Below are 15,905 nucleotides of genomic sequence, written 5' to 3' on the forward strand. Positions count from 1 at the left end.
GAGGCCTTTCGTTTGGTGAAAACGGGATGTGGTTTTCACGTTATTAACTATTAATTCTTAATTATTAATTGCCTCTAAAGTCTCGCCACCCCGAACGCATTCGGGTGCAGCTCGCGCTGCTGAGCGTCGGCGCAGATGTCCAGGGCATAAGCGACCACGCGGCGGGTGTCGCGGGGGTCGATGATGCCGTCGTCCCATAGCCGGGCCGTGCCGTAGAGCGCGGTGGACTGGCTGTCGAGTTTCTGGGCGGTGGTCTGCTGAAGCATGTCGAGCACCTTCTCGTCAGGCTCAATGCCGTTGGCTCGCTGTTTGGCCTCAGCCACGATGCGCAGCACCATGCCGGCCTGCTGGCCGCCCATGACGGCAACCTTGGAGTTGGGCCAGGCAAAGATGAAGCGCGGATCAAGGCCTCGCCCGCACATGGCGTAGTTGCCTGCGCCGTAGGAGCCACCGACGACAATGGAGATTTTCGGCACCCGGGCGTTGGCCACAGCCTGCAGCATTTTTGAACCGTGCTTGATGACGCCGTTCTGTTCCGCGTCGGTGCCCACCATGAAGCCGGTGGTGTTGTGAAGGAACAGTAATGGTCGGCGAGTCTGGTCGCAGAGCTGGATGAACTGGGCGGCCTTGGCAGCGCCTCGCGGGGTGATCGGGCCATTGTTGCCGATGATGCCCACGGGCTTGCCTTCGATGGTGCTCCAGCCGCACACAGTGGCGCTGTCCCAGTCGTTTTTGAAATCCAGGAAGTCGGAGCCATCAGCGATGCGGGCGATGATCTCACGCACGTCGTAGGGTTTCTTGGCGTCGGCGGGCACCACCCCGAGCAATTCCTCGGCTGCGTAGCGGGGCGGCGCAATGTCGTCGCTATCCGGTGCTGCCCGGCGCCAGCCCAGCAGCTTGACCAGATCCCGGGCCTGGCGAATGCCGTCCGCATCGTTTTCCGCCAGGTATTCGGCGGTGCCGGCGGTGCCGGCGTGCATTTCGGCGCCACCCAGCTCTTCATCGGTGGCGATTTCGCCGGTGGCAGCTTTCAGCAGGGGCGGGCCGGCCAGGAACATCTTGGCGCGCTCGCGTACTACCACCACATAGTCAGACAGCCCGGGCTGATAGGCGCCACCGGCTGTAGCGTTGCCGTGAACCACTGTGATCTGCGGGATACCGGCAGCGGACAGTCGTGCCTGGTTGGCAAAGGTGCGGGCGCCGTCCACGAATACTTCTGCCGCATAGTTCAGGTTGGCGCCGCCGGATTCCACCAGGCTGACTACCGGCAGCTTGTTCTCCATGGCGATGCGCTGCAGGCGCAGGGTCTTGTGCAGGCCGGAGGGCGAAATGGTGCCGCCCTTGATGGCGGAATTGGAGGCGGTGACCAGACAGCGCACGCCGGACACATAGCCGATGCCGGCAATGGTGCCGCCGCCGGCTTCTGTGCCGTCCTTGTCGTCGTGCATCTTGTAGCCGGCCAGGTTCATCAGGCTCAGGAATGGCGAGCCGGTGTCTAGCAGGCGCGAGATACGCTCGTGGGGTAGCAGCTGGCCGCGTTTCTCGAATTTGGCACGCTTGCCTTCAGCGGTATCCACCACGGCCTGCTCAATGGCGCGGAACTCTTCCACGGCTGCCAGCAGAGCGTCGCGGTTCTGCTGGTATTCCTCGCTGTTCGGGTCCAGTGCGGATTCAATGACTGACATTACAGGTCCTTGAAGACATCGGGGGTGGTGGCACGGTGGAAGCCGTCAAACGGCTCGCTCTTGTCGTGGTCGGGTAGCGGGAAGATCGCCACATTGCCCTGGCTGGCGGCGCCGTCGATGCGCAGGGTGTCGCCGCTGATAAAGGCGGCGGCATCGCTGAGCAGGAAGCAGATGGCACCGGACACTTCGGATTCGTTCCCCATGCGTTTGAGCGGTACGGCGGCACGCAGGGTTTTCAGGGTCTGCTTGAAGCCTTCCGGGTAGGTGTCCATACCGCTGGACATGATCCAGCCCGGTGCCACGGCATTGACGCGCACCCCGCAGCTGCCCCACTCGTAGGAAGCGGTCTGGGTGAAGTTGACCATGCCGGCCCGGGCGGCGCCGGAGTGGCCCATGCCGGGCATGCCGCCCCACATGTCGGCGACGATGTTGACGATGGCGCCGCCGTTGCGGTTCATGCCCTGGGTGAACACTTCCCGGGCCATCAGGAAGCCGCCGGTGAGGTTGGTGCGCACCACGGTTTCCCAGCCTTTCTGGTTGATCAGCGCCAGTGGCGAGGGGAACTGGCCGCCGGCGTTGTTGACCAGGCCGTGAACTACCTCCACGGCTTTGTAGATCTCGGCAACGGTGGCCTTGACCACCTCTTCGTCACGGATGTCGCAAGTGAAGCCGATGGCTTGGCCGCCGTCTTCCTCGATCTCCGCCGCCACGGCATCCAGTTTTTCCTGTTTGCGACCGACCAATACCACGCGGGCTCCAAGGGAAGCCAGTTCATGGGCGGTGCAGCGACCGATGCCGGAGCCACCGCCGGTGACGATGATGTTCTGGCCGGCAAACAGGTCGGGCTTGAATACGGAACGGTATGACATTGTCGTTAATCCTTGGTTTGTTCATTCCTTGTGGGAAGCGATGCTTGCATCGCGAATAACGTTGACTGCTGTTAACGCCGATTCGTCATGCACAGCATGACTTCCCACAACATCATCAATTGTCAGTCAGTGTCTTGGCGATTTCTTCACTCACTTTCACCGGCATATCCAACAACTGCTGCGCAAACGCCTTGCCCTGCGGGTCAATGCGCAGGGAGGCAATGCCCCCGCCGCCCAGGGCATTCTTCAGCAGGAAGTTAAAGGCATTCATGCCCGGCAGTGACCAGCGGCTGACGCTGCCGGTGTCCGGGTCGAGCACGTGCTGCATATAGTCGGCCACGGCGTCTTCCGTCAGGGCGGCATTGATGTACGGCAGGTATTCCGGCTGGCGGGCGATGACGCCAATATTGGCGTGGTTGCCCTTGTCGCCACTTCGCGCCCAGGCCAGTTTGATCAGTGGCACGGCCACCTCGCCGGTAGCGATGTCGCCCCGGTTGTCTTCTGGCAGGGTGTTGGCATCAAACGGTGTACCGGCCGGGATGGTCACCGGCAAGGTGTCGCCGCCCAGGTCCACGGTAACCGGAATGCTGTTCTTGCTGACCAGGGTGGAGAACAGACGAATGCGCGGGAACGGCTTGGGGCGTCCGCCTACCAGGCCGGACAGTCCCGGTGCCATGCCGGTGGCGGCCTGAGCAATTTCTCTGGCAAACAACCCCAGGGCTTTCTTGTCATCGTGCAGAGCGCCGATCTTGACCACCACTTCGCGGGTGTCACCGCGACGGGCCTGGGCGCCATAGGTGGTTTCGCTGCCGAGAATTTCCACGCTGGTCTCGCGCATGGGTGCCATGCCCAGTTGCTTGAACAGGCCGGCCACCTTTTTCAGGATGGCGTCGGCGACCACCTGGCCTTTCTGCGGAGCGTCGATGCCGCCCATCAGGAAGGAGGCGGTGATGCGATTGCCGTCCGGGTAGGTGGCGGAGACTTTGTAGCTGTCGGTGGGGGGCAGGCCCTGGGCGCCACTGACGCGAACCCGGTTGTCGCCGACCTGTTCCAGTTCTACCTGGGTAAAGTCACAGACCACGTCGGGCAGCATGTAGGCACGGGGGTCGCCGATTTCATAAACGATCTGCTCTCCGACGGTGGCCGTGTTGACCAGGCCACCGGTATTGTCAGGCTTGGTAATGACGAAGTGACCGTCCGCAAAACATTCGGCAATGGGAAAGCCCATGTTGTGGAAGTCAGGCACATCGCGCCAGTCGGTGAAGTTGCCGCCGGTGCATTGGGCGCCGCATTCGATCACATGGCCGGCCAGGGAGCCCTGGGCCAGTTTGTCGTAATCGTCTTCAGCCCAGCCGAATTCGTGCATCAGGGGGCCCAGTACCACGGCGGAATCTGCGATGCGGCCGGTGAGCACGATATCGGCACCGGCATCCAGAGCTGCCTTGATGGGCAGGGCGCCCAGGTAGGAATTCATGGTGACTGTCATGGGGGGCAGGGGAGCGCCGGTGTCCATTTCCGTCACATCGGCAAAGTCGTTGCGGCGCGGGTTCAGGTCGTCGCCTTCTACCAGGGCGATTTTCATCTCGATCCCGGCGGCCTCGAACACCTTCTCCAGGGCCTCCCGGCAGGCGCGGGGGTTTACCCCACCGGCATTACTGACCACCTTGATGTTCTTTGCTTTGATATCCTTGGCCAACGGCGCCATGACATTATTGACGAAGTCGTGGGCGTAACCGGCGCTGGGGTCCTTCATGCGGGCACCGGCCATGATCGACAGGGTGACCTCGGCCAGATAGTCGAACACCAGATAATCGATCTCGGCCTGCTTGACCAACTGGAAAGCGGCGCTGTTGGTATCGCCCCAGAATCCGGCGGCACAGCCGATGCGAACGGGCTCGGTCATGGTGGCTCCATTTGCGTGTATAAGCGTGGTCTCGTAAGCTACCAAGCAAGCGCTTGGTTTGTAAAGAGCCAGATGTCTTGCTGAGCATTTATTCGAAGCCGCTGTAGGAGCGCAGCTTGAGGCGCGAAGGGCTTTGCAGAGATGCGAGTCGCGAGCAGCGAATGGCGGAACTCGCTTCCTGCAATTCGAACCTGTGTGGTTCGCGCCCCAAGCGGCGCTCCTACGGGGTTTTTAGTGGGCGCATGGTGATTGTGCTGTGCTTGCAGCTTGCAGGGCAGACTCGGGATAATGCGGGGATACAAAAAAGAGGATACCAATGGCTGAGTCACTGGCAATTAATGGAATCGATGATTCTCCCCGCGGGCGCCTGCTCAGTGCGGCGGCCCACCTGTTTCGCGACAAGGGCTTTGATCGCACCACGGTAAGGGATATCGCTGCGTCCGTGGGCATCCAGAGCGGCTCCATCTTCCATCATTTCAAGAGTAAGGAAGATATCCTTTTTGCGGTGATGGAAGAGGTGATCCAGTTCAATACGGATCGCCTGCGCCGGGCTATTGCAGCTGAAGTCTCACCGAAGGGGCAACTGCGGGCACTGATCCGTGCGGAACTGCAGTCTATTGTCGGCGATACCGCTGAAGCCATGACCGTGCTGGTGACAGAGTGGCGTTGTCTCGGTGAGGACAGGCAGCGCAAAGCCCTGGAGTTGCGCGCCATCTATGAGCAACTGTGGCTTGATGCGCTCAATGCGCTACATACGCAGGGGGCGTTCCGGGATGATCCCTTCATCGTTCGCCGCCTGCTAACCGGTATGACAGGCTGGGCGCCCAACTGGTTTGATCGGGACGGTTCCCTGACCCTGGATGACCTGGCGGACATTATTCTGGCCCGTGTGGTGGGTGAGCATGATCGGTAATGCCATCGGCTGGGGACAGAGCGGGTACTCCATTATCGAGGAAGGAGAGCTTAACCGTCAGACCTGGGCGCTGGATGTGCATCATTACCTGATTGCCAAACCGAGCGGGCAGGCGGTACCGGGCAGATTCACCCTGGAGCAGGCAAAGGCGAAGATTGAGGCGCTGGAGGCGGAAGAAAGCTGAAACGGCAAGCTGCAGCGGCTTTGTTCTGGCTATTCTGTGCAAGATTTGCCCGTTCCGCCCATTTTCTAGGCAAACGGACTTTTTTCTGCAAAAAGCCGTTGACACCCCCGGCCCAATCCCTAAAATGGCGCCCACTTCGCAGCGCGATGCGGGTGGTTAGCTCAGCTGGGAGAGCATCTGCCTTACAAGCAGAGGGTCGGCGGTTCGATCCCGTCACCACCCACCATATTTTGTAAGTGAAGAGTTCCGTAAGGAAAAGTGGAGCGGTAGTTCAGTTGGTTAGAATACCGGCCTGTCACGCCGGGGGTCGCGGGTTCGAGTCCCGTCCGCTCCGCCACTATTCAGCATTAAAGGCTCCCATTTATGGGGGCCTTTTTTGTTTCTGCTCCCCTGTCATCCTTTGTCTGACGCCTGATCTATTGCGGCTGTGCGTTGTGCCTTGCTCTGTTTTATTGCATTCGACGTCGAGCATCAGGCGTGATGCGTTCTATTTCATGAACTTGTCACCTAAACCCTGTCTAATTTCAGGCCCACAACACTGAAAAAGACAAGGAGGGCAAGCAAATGGAAGACTATCTGGAAGAGCGACTGGAAGAGAAGCAGCTGATGGAATGCCTGGAAGAGTGGCAGGAAGAAGACAGCTGGGTGGACGACGGAGAGGAGCTCTGATTCCTCTCCGTACCACCCCTCTCTGATTTTCCAGTCTCCATCCCTATCTGTTAATCCTTCGCGGTTTGATCCCATCCCCTTCAATACACATTGATTCTGGCAACGTGATGCCGTTATTGGTCTTCGTCAGCTGCTTTGCGGCATAGTAATGGGCGCATTTTCGTATGCTTTTTTTTTACTGCCATTCAGGTCACACTCTTTTATTAGGGGCTGACTATAATTGGCAGCACCCTGATTTTGCCGTCGCTACTGTGTTTTCTGGATCTTGCAGGGAGTGATGTTGTGGCGAGTCAGTGGCCAACTACAATAATTCTCAAGGGAAGGAAGGACACATGCCTCTATCCTCCGTGACGTCCGAAGCGATTCTGTTTTTTGATCATCGGGGCATTACCAAAAGCATGCTGTATGCGGATTTTGAGGCGATCCTCGATGGCATGGTGGGTGTGCCGGAATTTGCAGATAAGGAAGTTCGCGGTGCCTACTGCCTGGTGAATGGTCAGTTACGGGTACGTTCGCTGGTCCTTTTTACAATCGATTTTGATGAAGACGGCATGGCCGACACCACCTGGAATGTGCCGCTGCGCCATCTGGCAGAACATGCCGGGCAGGGGCCGGATATGGGGGCCGGGCCGATTCGTCTGGCCTGCCGCAGCCAGTGTCCGGTGGCCTGGCACCAGGATCAGATGTGGGATCCGGGCATGAAGCCGGGAGCCAACGACTTTATCGCCATTCGCGACACCATTCGTGAGCGCGGTCCGAAACTGGGGCTGGAAATCGATGACGAGCTGGATTCGACCCCTGCCGCTGCGCCGCCAGTCATTGGTGCCGAAACGGCAGCGCCCACCATTGCCCCGGACGATGACGAGAGCAAGAAAGAGGCCGATGAAGAAAGGGTGCGACTGGCTCGCATTATCAAGGAGCTGCGCCTGCGGGTACAGACACTGGAAAATTCCCAGTCCGAAGAAGTGGGCCAACTCCGCTACGCCGCTCAGCAAAAGGAGGAAATCCTCAATGCTCAGCTGGAAAAGGTTCTGGGCCAGTTCAAGACGCTCAAGTCCCAGAATGGGGCGTTGCGTGAACAGAATGATTCTCTCAAGGCTCAGGTGGTCTCACTGACTCAGAGCCTGGAGGAGCAGAGCCACCAAAGCCAGACTCAGGGCAGCGAACTGGAAGTGCTTACCGAACAGTACAAGCTGGCACTGGAGCAGCGAATCGAGGAGGAACGGGCGAAGCTTTCCGAGCAGATCCATGCCAAGGAAATGGATGTGCTGACCCGCGATGATCTGATTAACCAGCTCAAGGAGGAACTGGGCGAGCTAAAACGAAATCGGGTGAAGGAAGCCAGCACTGGAGCCCAGAAGATGCTGGAAAAACTGGAAAATCTCGGCCTCAGCTTTATCGCCTTCCACCCCGGTGCGGGGCATATTTCCATTTCGGCCGATCAGATCGGCAGTTACATGGAAAATCCAGTGGCTTTCGCTGCGCGTAAATGTCTCGTCACTGAAGATCACTACCGGGCCTGGCTGGCCCATTATGAAAATCCCGTGTGCCAGGTATCGGTGGGCTCTGATCAACAGCCCTGCGGTAAGCGAGTGATCCGGGTGGAAGTGCCTAACCAGTTCAAACCCGGCGTCTCCGACTGCAATGCCAATCGTTGTCCAAACTGTCGCAACGACTCGGCGATCGATAACGTGCTGCGCTTTCGCTGATAAACAGATGTGACTCAGTGCCACTTCACTGAAAAATGGTAGGTTTTTTGCATTATCTACGCTGAAAGCATGATGTTGTTGTCACAATAAGAACACCGGGAGCGGCAGTTATGGCACAGGAATCCATTGATAAAAGCCTTTTACAGACCTTTGTGCCAGTGAATGCGCTGTCTGGAGACCAGCTGGACTGGCTCCTGGATCAGCAGGAGGTGTGCCGTTATTCGTCAGGAGATGCCCTTTTTTCGCTTGGCGACAAGGACAACACCACCATCTATCTGCTCAGCGGCAAGGTAGAGCTTACCGATGAAGCGGGCAAAACCCGTACCGTCAGTGCCGGAGATACCGCATCCTGGCATCCGCTGGAGCATGCCCAGCCCCGCCGCAGTACGGCTCGGGCTCTGACCGAAGTCAGTGTGGTCCGCTTTGACAGCTTTCGGCTGGACACCATTCTTTCCTGGGACCAGTCTGCCGGTTACGTGATTCTCGATATCAACGCCAACTCCGCTTATCAGAATGATCGGGAGTGGATGATTCGACTGCTTAAATCCAAGCTGTTTCATCGGGTACCGCCCAGTAATATTCTGGAAATCTTCCGGCGCCTGAAGGCTCATCGCCACAAGCAAGGGGATGTGATTATCCGCCAGGGTGAGGCAGCAGACTGTTGCTACATTCTCAAGGAAGGCGTCTGTGAGGTGGCCATCAGTATGGGCGACAATGCCCCAACCCCCGTGGCCATGCTGGAAGAAGGGCAGTGGTTCGGCGAAGAGGCGCTGCTTTCCGGCAAGCCCCGTAATGCCACGGTGACCATGGCTACCGACGGGGTCTTGATGAAACTGGAGCGTCAGGACTTTGATGCCCTGCTGCGCGAGCCGATCATCAACACCATGCCCGCTGAGGATGTATTGGGCGCCGCAGAAAAGGGCGCCTGGTGGCTGGATGTGCGTACCAGCGATGAATTCGACCAGGAGCACCTGGTGGGCGCCACCAATATGCCGCTGAATGTATTACGGCTGAAATCCCGCCTGTTGGACCCCAGCAAGACCTATATTGCCTACTGTGATACCGGTCGACGTAGCGCCACAGCCGCTTTTCTGTTAAAAAACGCCGGCTTGGACGTAATCGTTCTGGATGGCGGCCTGAATGCCAATGCTGCTAACCTGAACGAGTACCTGACACAGGCCTGAATCCGCGGCTGCCATGCAGCAATCACGGATTCGGGCCAGGGTGGTCGCTCACCGGATGGAGGGCGAGCCCTTCACCGGATGCAGCTCCGGCTGCCCAGGATTCGTGTGGCGCAAGAGACTTTTAGCAATAAATTCCGCAATATCGGCTTGATTGCCCGTTCCGAAAGTGAACAGGCGCTGTATTCACTGCGCCAGTTGATTCACTTTCTCAACGGGCGTGACTGTACCGTTATCCTCGACAAGAACATCGCCGGCAGCCTGCCAGAAATGGGCCTGCAAGCGGCATCTGCCACGCAGATGGGTGAAGCCTGTGATCTGGTTATTGTGGTCGGTGGCGATGGCAGCCTGCTGGGCGCCGCCCGTACACTGGCCCGTTTTGATGTGCCGGTGCTGGGCGTCAACCGGGGTCACCTGGGGTTTCTCACTGACATCCTTCCCTCCGAAATCGAAAGCCGGGTGGGGCAGGTGCTGGACGGTGAGTACACCACTGAAAAGCGGTTCCTGCTGGATCTGGAAGTACGCCGGGGCAAGACCGTGGTGGGCGAGGGCTGCGCCCTGAACGATATCGTGCTGCTCTCCGGTGACAGTGTCCACATGATCGATTTCGAGCTGGTGATCGATGGCCATTTTGTCTATGGCCAGCGCTCCGATGGCCTGATCATCTCCACCCCCACCGGTTCCACGGCCTATGCGCTGTCCGGCGGCGGGCCCATCATGCATCCCAAGCTGGATGCCATGGTGATGGTGCCGCTCAATCCGCATACCCTTACCAGCCGCCCGCTGGTGGTGGCCGGGGACAGCGAGATCAAGATTCATATCACCACCGAAAAGGTCCGACCACTGGTCAGCTGCGACGGCACCGCCGGGATTCGCCTGCAGGTGGACGATGTAATCGCCATTCGCAAGAAGCCCCATCGTTTGCATTTGATCCACCCGCCTGGCCATGATTTCTACCAGGCCTGTCGCTCCAAGCTGGGCTGGAGTACCCGCCCCGGTGACAGCAGCTGAAACCCCGTTGATAGTTAACAGTGAATAGTTAATAGCTACAGGCAAACAGCGGCTTCCCTGTATCCGTCCCAGACTAGCCAGGCCGGAAACGGGCGTAAGCCCACCCCCGCCGAACTGGCGGGGTGCCTCAAACGAGTGAATGTCATGACCTACCAAAGCTTTGATGACCTGATCGCCGCCATGACGCAGGAAGTCTGTGACAACATGCGCCGCGCTATTGAAACCGGCAAGTGGGCGGATGGTCGGCCGCTGAGCCGTGAGCAGCGTGAAACCTGCCTCCAGGCGGTGATTGCCTGGGAGGCAAAGAACCTGCCAGAGGAGCAGCGCTCAGGCTACATGGAGCAGCAGTGCAAGAGTGGCAAGGACGAGCCAGAGGAGCAGCCGGTTACCCTGCGCGCCCCGGATCGTTTGCAGTAGCCAGACCGCCCGTCCCACGGGCGGTGACTGGCGGGTCGTCGCCCGGATACCGCCTGTCGGACCAACGTCAAGCTTTTCCTGCCAAAGACCGTTGGTGCTCTTCCAAACATACTGTATTCTTCCTAGGTGACAACTGTACTGTGTAAGTTAGCCGGCCTAGATTCGGCGCACGCGGACGATGTCTTTCTGGCTGCGTTATGGGAGATTGCGGCGCAGGCAGAAATAAAAAAGATAACAAACGGTTTGGGAGAACCCATGCATATCTATAAGAAAGTACTGCCTGCGGCAGTGGCCCTGGCACTGGCGGCCTGTGGTGGCGGCAGTGATACCGTCCCTGATCAAAGTGAGGGTGCTGCCCAAATCGGGACTTTTCCCCGTTTTGACCCCCTGGCATCTGATCTGCCCCTTAACACTGATCTAATCTTTGCAGCGGCCGCCACTTCTGACGGCACTGCCAACGTCGGGACTCCTACCAATGCGGTGGAGGCTGCACTCAATGATCTGGATGGGTTTTCCACGACAGCGTATTTCGACATTGGATTTGCTGGTGGTTCCATTGATGCCAGCACTGTCTGTGCGCTTGGTGATGCCTGCGTCCCCAATGTTTTCCTGATTCCGTTGAACAGCAATGGTGACGCACTGGATCCGGCAAACGTGGATCCTATGAATCCGGTAAATGCTGAGCAGATCCCCGGTTTCATTGCTTCAGTAGAATCTCTGGATGGCGGCACGGATAACGTTCTTCGTATTACCCCTGCGGAGCCAATGCTGGCTAAAACCAAGTATCTGGTTTTCGTGACGGATGGCATTCTCGATACGGATGGCGATCCGATTACTCCATCAAGCTCTTATCAGACTCTGGGGGAAAACGAGCCTGCTCTGACCTCCGCGTTGCAGCCTGTTCGCACTGCTGTGCAAGGGTGGGAGGCGATCGCTTCCGGCTTTCTTGCCCAGGCTTTGGAGCTTGATGTGGATGATTTCCTATACATTTACCACTACTGATCCGGTAACTCCATTGGTTGCCATGGGGGCTCCCCGTGGCGCAATTGCGCAAACCCTGATTAATGGTGGTGCGGCACCAGGTGATGCAGTAACGGCGGCCAACAACCTGGAGAACGGAGGGCTACTGAGCACGCCGAAAGAGAGAACGATTGACGTAAATGCGGCAACCGGTCTGGATTTCTCGGCACTGACTGCCGGGCAGCTGGCTGCGGGAATTGGTACGCTTTACACCGGTAGCATTTCGTTGCCTTATTACCTGTCAGCGCCTGCTGCGCCTACAGATTTCAGCTTCCTGCAAAAAACCTGGAATGCGGACCAGGTGCTGGGCTCTCAGGTAGGACCGGGTATTCCGCCCGCAGATATTGACGGTTCTTACAATGTGACTTACCGCTTCCCCTTTGCCGCAGAGAGCGGTGAAGAGTTGGTGCCGCTTCAGGTTACTCTGCCGAACCCGGCTACTGCTCCGGCAGAACTGATGGGCGCTACCTGTGCCAATGTTCGTGATAACACGGGTTACCCTGTTGTCATTTATGTCCATGGCATCACTAGCGATCGTACGTCCGTTATGGCGCTGGGGCACACACTGGCATCCAAGTGTGTCTCCACCGTAGCAATTGACCTGCCGGTACATGGTGTGCCCGCCAACAGTGCTTTTGCAGCGGCGTTGAATGTGGAAAATAGTGCGCTTATCCCTTTCTCCACCCTATACGGCGAAGATCTCCACGAGCGCCATTTCAATGTGGTTCAGGATGCTACGGGTAATCCTGCCCTGATGAACTTTGATACACCAACAGCACTTGATGGTTCTGGTGCCTGGTTTATCAATCTGGCCAGCCTCGGGAACACTCGCGATAACATGCGTCAGTCGGTGATGGATCTGATGAACCTGAATGCCAGCCTACAGGCAATCAGCGATCTGGATATTGCCACCAATGGCACGCTGGATACCGATAATGTGACTGTCGTGGGCGCTTCATTGGGTGCGATCGTCGGGTCTGTGTTTACCACCGTGAATCAGATAGCGATTGGTAACGACATGAATTTTGGTAGCAACCTGAATCCGATTAAAGGCTTGGTAGCGTCGGTAGGGGGGACACAGCTGACCCAGATACTTAACAACTCCCAGACGTTTGCCCCGCGTATTCAGGCAGGCCTGGCAGCTAATGGTGTCAATGTTGGTACCAGTAACTACGAAAAATTCCTCTATGCTGCACAAAGCACAGTAGCCTCTGGTGACCCGGTGAATTTTGCCGAAACCCTTGGAACACTTGGTGTGCCGGTGCTGATTCAGCAGGTGAATGGTGACATGGTGGTGCCGAATGGCGATCCGGCACTGCCGTTGATGGGGACAGAGGCGTTGGCTTCACTAACGGGTGCAACCCAGTTTGGCCCTGGTGCCGCTAATGTGACCGCCACACCGGGCTACGTGAAAATGACAGCAGGTGGGCATGGCTCGCTGCTGACACCGTCTGGCGGTGCGCCGCAGGTTACTGCAGAAATGCAGGCCCAGGTAGTCAGCTTTGTGTTGTCCTCAGGTGCACAGGTGGGCATAGGTACCCAGGCGCCTGGAGATGTGGAAGCTACTCCGTAATCCGGTTCCCATCCCTGTATCACAACACCCCGCTTCTGCGGGGTGTTGTCGTTTAGGGCAAGTGTCTAATATGGACGGCAACAGAAACGCAGCAGGAGTCATGCATGGAAACCGCGCATAGTGCAGTCAAGACCACGCGATTGGAAGAGTATCAGCCTCCAGTCTATCTGGTGGACGAAGTGGTTCTGGATGTGGATATCCATGATGGTGTGACGACAGTTACCAGTACGCTGTCGCTCCAACATAACCCGGCTTCTCCGGTCCCGGCGGGAGAGATGAGTTTCAATGGCGAGGGGCTTGTCCTGCGCTCGTTGGTCCTGGACGGTGTTGTGCTTGAAGAGGAGAGGTACGAGTACAGGGATTCTCAGTTGATTGTCAGGGGGCTGCCTGAATGTTGCCAATTGACGTCGATTGTAGATATCGAACCGGAAAAAAATACCGCACTCGACGGACTCTACCGCTCCAACGGCATGTACTGCACGCAGTGCGAGGCGGAAGGCTTCCGCCGTATCACCTTTTTCCCGGATCGCCCGGATGTGCTGGCCCGGTTTACCACTTCAGTGCGGGCTGACAAGAAGCGCTATCCGTTGCTGCTATCCAACGGTAACCCGGTAGAGCAGGGCGAAGAGGGCGATCGCCACTGGGTGACCTGGGAAGACCCGTTCCCGAAACCCTGCTATCTGTTTGCGCTGGTGGCCGGTGATCTGGCCTGTCTGGAGGACAGCTATACCACCGGTTCTGGTCGCCAGGTGTCGCTGCGTCTTTATGCAGAGCACCGCGATCTGGACAAGCTGGACCACGCCATGCTGTCGCTGAAGAATGCCATGCGTTGGGATGAAGACAGCTACGGGCGTGAGTACGATCTGGATATCTACATGATCGTGGCAGTAAGCCATTTCAATATGGGGGCCATGGAAAACAAGGGCCTCAATATCTTCAATACTTCCTGTGTGCTGGCTCACCCGTCTACTACCACCGATGCCGGTTTTCAGCGGGTGGAGTCCGTGGTGGCCCATGAATACTTCCATAACTGGTCGGGTAACCGGGTCACCTGCCGGGACTGGTTTCAGCTCAGTCTCAAGGAAGGTTTCACCGTATTTCGTGACCAGCAGTTTTCTGCGGACATGAACTCCGCCGCCGTGCAACGGGTGGAGAATGTGGATTTTCTGGTCAACCATCAGTTCCCGGAAGATCAGGGGCCAATGGCCCATCCTGTTCGCCCTGCGCAATACCAGAAAATCGATAATTTCTACACGCTGACGATCTATGAAAAGGGCGCCGAAATTGTCCGTATGCAGTATCACCTGCTAGGGGCCGATGATTTTCGTCGCGCTACGGATCTTTACTTCGATCGGTTTGATGGTCAGGCCGTCACCTGTGATGACTTTGTTGCCTGTATGGAGGAGATCTCCGGGCGAGATCTGACTCAGTTCAAGCGCTGGTACAGCCAGGCCGGTACGCCGGTGCTGACTGTGACGGATCACCTTGAGAACGGCCGGTACCAGCTCTCCTTCCGCCAACACACCCCCCCGACACCAGGGCAGGCTGAGAAGCAGGCGCTGATGATCCCGGTGCGTCTGGCCTTATTGGACGAAGCTGGTGAGCCGTTGCCGCTGGATGAGCAGGGCAATCGCGAGAAGGTCATTATTCTCGACAGGGAAGAGCAGACCCTCAGTTTTGATGCTGAAGGGCCGGTTACCCCTTCCCTGTTGCGGGGCTTTTCTGCGCCGGTGGTGCTCGACTACGCCTTCGACCATGACCAGCTAACCCGTCTGCTGGCCTACGACAGTGATGGCTACTGTCGCTGGAGTGCTGCCCAGCGGCTTTACTTCTCCGCGCTGGATCGTCTGGTGAAAGGGACTGGCGACGCAGCCGCCGAGGCGCAAGCACTGGTGCCGGTATTGGAGCAAGTGATCGGCCGGGCTGATGAGGATCCGGCCCAAGCTGCTCTGTTGCTGTCATTACCTGGCGAAGTGGCCCTTGGAGACAGGCATGCGCCTCTGGACCCTGGCGGCGTCCATGCTGCCCACCGTGCCATGAAGCAGGCCTTGGGCAAGGCATTGCAGAGTCACTGGCTGTCACTGGCTGAGAATCTGATTGCAACCGAGCTGGAGATGGATGGTCGGGCCATGGGGCGCCGCCAGTTGCGCAATCTGGCACTGGATTACCTGGCTGCGTCCGGTCATCCGGAAGCGCCACGATTGGCAGCAGAACTGTTTGAATTACCGTTATGCATGACCGAAGAACTGGCCGCACTGCGGGTGCTGGTGCATTACGATTTAGCCGGCGCCGATCAGGCTCTGTCCCAGTTCGCTGAACGCTGGTCAGATGAGGCCCTGGTAATGGATCAGTGGTTTGCCGTCCAGGCGGCGACTCCGGGGCCGGCCAGCTTGTCCAGAATAGAGGCGCTGATGAGCCATTCTGCTTTTGACTGGACAGTACCGAATCGGGTGCGAGCCTTGCTGGGTACTCTCGCAAATGGCAACCCGTCTGCCTTCCATTCTCCCGACGGCGAAGGCTACCGCCTTTTCGCGGCAGCATTGAGTCGGCTAGACGGGATTAACCCCCAGATTGCTGCCCGGCTGGCCAATGCGGCCGCGCGTCTGTCAAAGCTGGAGCCCGGGCGCCGCAAGCAGCTAGCGTCGGCCTTGGAGCGAGTGGAAAAGGATGCCTCGGACAATCTCAGCGAGGTCCTTGGGCGGATTTTGGCTGTTTGATGCGAATCGACTACAAGATGAAAAAATAGTGATGACTGGCTGGTCGTTAAATGT

The 15,905-nt window shown here is 58.0% G+C and carries 12 protein-coding genes and 2 tRNA genes; 11 read left to right on the forward strand and 3 right to left on the reverse strand.

The genetic code is table 11. From position 1 onward, the window contains the following. Positions 1-74: 74 nt before the first annotated feature. The 3 genes from ACMG4N_RS09300 to ACMG4N_RS09310 form a co-directional block, all read right to left on the reverse strand. Entirely contained in the window at positions 75-1,685 is a 1,611-nt protein-coding gene (locus ACMG4N_RS09300; RefSeq protein ID WP_414431375.1) for an acyl-CoA carboxylase subunit beta, read from the reverse strand. Continuing rightward, a complete protein-coding gene (locus tag ACMG4N_RS09305) occupies positions 1,685-2,554 on the reverse strand; it encodes an SDR family oxidoreductase (protein WP_414431376.1) in 870 nt (289 codons plus the stop codon). The genes ACMG4N_RS09300 and ACMG4N_RS09305 overlap by 1 nt, the downstream gene beginning before the upstream one ends. A gap of 115 nt (positions 2,555-2,669) precedes the next feature. Next, positions 2,670-4,457: an acyclic terpene utilization AtuA family protein gene (locus ACMG4N_RS09310; RefSeq protein ID WP_414431378.1), complete on the reverse strand. Its 1,788-nt coding sequence runs from the start codon at positions 4,455-4,457 to the stop codon at positions 2,670-2,672. A 316-nt stretch (positions 4,458-4,773) separates the two neighbouring features. Here ACMG4N_RS09310 and ACMG4N_RS09315 point away from each other — a divergent pair, with 316 nt between their 5' ends. The 11 genes from ACMG4N_RS09315 to pepN all read left to right on the forward strand — a co-directional run bounded on the left by ACMG4N_RS09315 (position 4,774) and on the right by pepN (position 15,851). After that, positions 4,774-5,370 carry a TetR/AcrR family transcriptional regulator gene (locus ACMG4N_RS09315; protein WP_273008812.1) on the forward strand — a complete coding sequence of 199 codons (597 nt, stop codon included), beginning with the start codon at positions 4,774-4,776 and terminating at the stop codon, positions 5,368-5,370. Next, complete coding sequence (locus ACMG4N_RS09320) at positions 5,360-5,554, forward strand: hypothetical protein (RefSeq protein WP_273008811.1); 195 nt, start codon at positions 5,360-5,362, stop codon at positions 5,552-5,554. The genes ACMG4N_RS09315 and ACMG4N_RS09320 overlap by 11 nt, the downstream gene beginning before the upstream one ends. 150 nt (positions 5,555-5,704) lie before the next feature. Beyond that, a tRNA-Val gene (locus tag ACMG4N_RS09325) sits at positions 5,705-5,780 on the forward strand. Positions 5,781-5,814: 34 nt separating this feature from the next. Further along, a tRNA-Asp gene (locus ACMG4N_RS09330) sits at positions 5,815-5,891 on the forward strand. 664 nt (positions 5,892-6,555) lie between these two features. Then, on the forward strand, positions 6,556-7,932 hold the full coding sequence (locus ACMG4N_RS09335) for a hypothetical protein (protein WP_273008810.1): 1,377 nt from the start codon (positions 6,556-6,558) through the stop codon (positions 7,930-7,932). Positions 7,933-8,042: 110 nt separating this feature from the next. Then, entirely contained in the window at positions 8,043-9,116 is a 1,074-nt protein-coding gene (locus ACMG4N_RS09340) for a cyclic nucleotide-binding domain-containing protein (protein ID WP_273008809.1), read from the forward strand. Positions 9,117-9,194: 78 nt separating this feature from the next. Beyond that, positions 9,195-10,124, forward strand: coding sequence for an NAD(+) kinase (locus tag ACMG4N_RS09345; protein ID WP_273008808.1), 930 nt, complete (start codon positions 9,195-9,197; stop codon positions 10,122-10,124). A gap of 144 nt (positions 10,125-10,268) precedes the next feature. Further along, positions 10,269-10,541 (forward strand): YeaC family protein, encoded by a 273-nt coding sequence (locus ACMG4N_RS09350; RefSeq protein ID WP_273008807.1) that lies wholly within the window; start codon positions 10,269-10,271, stop codon positions 10,539-10,541. 255 nt (positions 10,542-10,796) lie between these two features. Further along, positions 10,797-11,543: a hypothetical protein gene (locus ACMG4N_RS09355; RefSeq protein WP_414431381.1), complete on the forward strand. Its 747-nt coding sequence runs from the start codon at positions 10,797-10,799 to the stop codon at positions 11,541-11,543. Continuing rightward, complete coding sequence (locus ACMG4N_RS09360; RefSeq protein WP_414431382.1) at positions 11,509-13,134, forward strand: hypothetical protein; 1,626 nt, start codon at positions 11,509-11,511, stop codon at positions 13,132-13,134. Before ACMG4N_RS09355 ends, ACMG4N_RS09360 begins: the two co-directional genes overlap by 35 nt. Positions 13,135-13,238: 104 nt before the next feature. Next, positions 13,239-15,851, forward strand: coding sequence for an aminopeptidase N (gene pepN, locus ACMG4N_RS09365; protein WP_414431384.1), 2,613 nt, complete (start codon positions 13,239-13,241; stop codon positions 15,849-15,851). Positions 15,852-15,905 lie beyond the last annotated feature (54 nt).

Origin of the sequence: Alcanivorax sp. IL2 (assembly GCF_047495475.1) — a bacterium.
Lineage (GTDB): Bacteria > Pseudomonadota > Gammaproteobacteria > Pseudomonadales > Alcanivoracaceae > Alcanivorax.